The 2,048-nt window shown below is 69.2% G+C and carries 2 protein-coding genes; both read left to right on the forward strand.

Going from position 1 to position 2,048, the window contains the following annotated elements; all coding sequences use genetic code 11:
* A partial coding sequence (locus tag I6A81_RS40970) for an amidohydrolase family protein (RefSeq protein WP_203010515.1) occupies positions 1 to 1,203 on the forward strand: 1,203 nt, incomplete at its 5' end.
* A partial coding sequence (locus I6A81_RS40975; protein ID WP_307875236.1) for an SDR family NAD(P)-dependent oxidoreductase occupies positions 1,200 to 2,048 on the forward strand: 849 nt, incomplete at its 3' end. The genes I6A81_RS40970 and I6A81_RS40975, both read left to right, overlap by 4 nt.

A 2,048-nucleotide genomic window follows, 5' to 3' on the forward strand; every position in this document is an offset into this window, starting at 1 on the left:
AAATACCTGTTGATCTCGACTGACACGCATGCCGGGTTGCCGCCGGAGCAGTACCGCGACTATCTGGACCCGAAGTACCGGGCGGCGTTTGATGAGGCGCTCGCGAACGATGTCACGACCTCTCAGCTGATCAATCAGGATGAGCATCGGAAGTTCCTGGCGGAGTGGAACTCGGAGATCGGTGAGCATGGTGGGATGACCGGTGCGTGGGATCCGGTGGTGCGCACCAAGGAGATGGACGACGAGGGTGTGGCCGGGGAGGTCGTCTTCCCGGACGCGGACTCCGCCGGGGTCGGTGGGGTCTCGTCCTCGCCGTTCGGTTCTGGGCTTGGCTCGTCGGGTGACAGTGACCCGGAGTTGGTGATGGCGGGGGCGTGGGCGCATAACCGGTGGTTGGCGGAGTTCTGTCAGCACGATCCGGAGCGGCGTTACGGGGTGGCGATCGTGCCGGCGCTGCATGACATCCCGGCCGCTGTTCGTCTCGCGGAGTGGGCGGCGGAGAACAACCTGCGTGGCGGGATCATGGTCCCGGCGAAGTGGGGCCAGTTCCCGGCGTACAACGATCCGGTGTACGACCCGCTGTGGTCGGTGTGCGCCGAGGCCGGCCTCGTCGTGCATACCCATTCCGGGGTGGGGCCGACGGACTACACGTGGTCGCCGGGTCTGATCGCGATCTATGCGACGGAGTCGTACTGGTGGGCGGCGCGGCCGTTCTGGGCGCTGCTGCTCGGCGGCGTCTTCGAGCGTCACCCGAGGCTGCGGTACGCGATCGCGGAGAACGGGGCCTGGTGGGTGCCGGACATTCTGGCCCGGATGGACTCGAAGTGGGAGGGCGACCATCCGACCCGCAAGTTCGGGCCGTCGACATTCCGCGACGGGATGACGATGAGGCCGTCGGCGTATTACCAGCGCAACGTGTGGTTGGCGTCGTCGGTGATGGGTGACGTCGAGGTGGGCCGGCGTCATGAGATCGGTGTCGACCGGCTCATGTGGGGCCACGACTACCCGCATCCGGAGGGGACGTGGCCGAACACCCGTGAGTGGTTGCGTGAGCGGTTCGGCGCCGTGCCGGAGGCGGACGCGCGCCGGATCCTGGGGCTCAACGCGGTGGACCTGTACGGCTTCGACACGGTGAAGCTCGCCCCGGTGGTGGAGCGGATCGGGCTTTCTCCCGAGGAGATCCACGGAGAGGTGGCGGTGTGAGCGAGACCTTCCAGCGGGCCTTCCTGACCGACTTCACCGGGAAGACCGTCGTGATCACGGGCGGGGCGGCGGGTATCGGCCGGGCACTTGGTGAGGCGTTCGCCAAGGCGGGCGCGGTTGTCGTGCTCTCCGACATCGAGAAGAACGCCCTCGACGAGACCGTCGCGGCCCTCAGCGAGGCGACCGGCGCCCAGATCACCGGGGTCGTCGCCGACGTGTCGAACGCGGACTCCGTCGAGGCGCTCGCCGAGGAGGTCTTCCGCCGCCACGGCCGCGTCCACGTCCTGGTGAACAATGCCGGCGTCGGCCCGCCGTCGGCCAAGGTGTGGGAGACCACGCCGAACGACTGGCGCTGGACCTTCGGCGTCAACGTCGACGGCGTCGCCAACGGCATCCGCGCCTTCGTCCCGAGGATGATCGCCTCCGGCGAGCCGGGACACGTCATCAACACCTCCTCCGGCGACGGTGCCATCGCCCCCATGCCGGGGGCGTCGGTGTACGCGGCGAGCAAGGCGGCGGTGTCGATCCTGACCGAGTGCCTCGGCGCGCAGCTCGCCGAACAGGGCCATCCGATCGGGGTGTCGCTGTTCCTACCGTCGGGCAGGGGTCTGCTCGCCACCGGTCTGTGGACCTCGGACCGCAACCGCCCGGCCGAGCTCGCGCGGGAGGTGCCGCGGTCGACTCCCGCGATGACGGTCGAGACGATCGTCGCCGCCGCGGCCAAGGCGGGCCGCGAGGTCCCGCTGCAGCCGCTCGACGAACTCGCCGACGACGTCCTGCGTGGGATCCTCGCGGGGGAGTACCTCGTCATGCTCGGCCGGGACGACGCCGTGGCCACCCTGCGC

The sequence above is a fragment of the Frankia nepalensis genome, assembly GCF_016786325.1.
GTDB lineage: Bacteria > Actinomycetota > Actinomycetes > Frankiales > Frankiaceae > Pseudofrankia > Pseudofrankia nepalensis.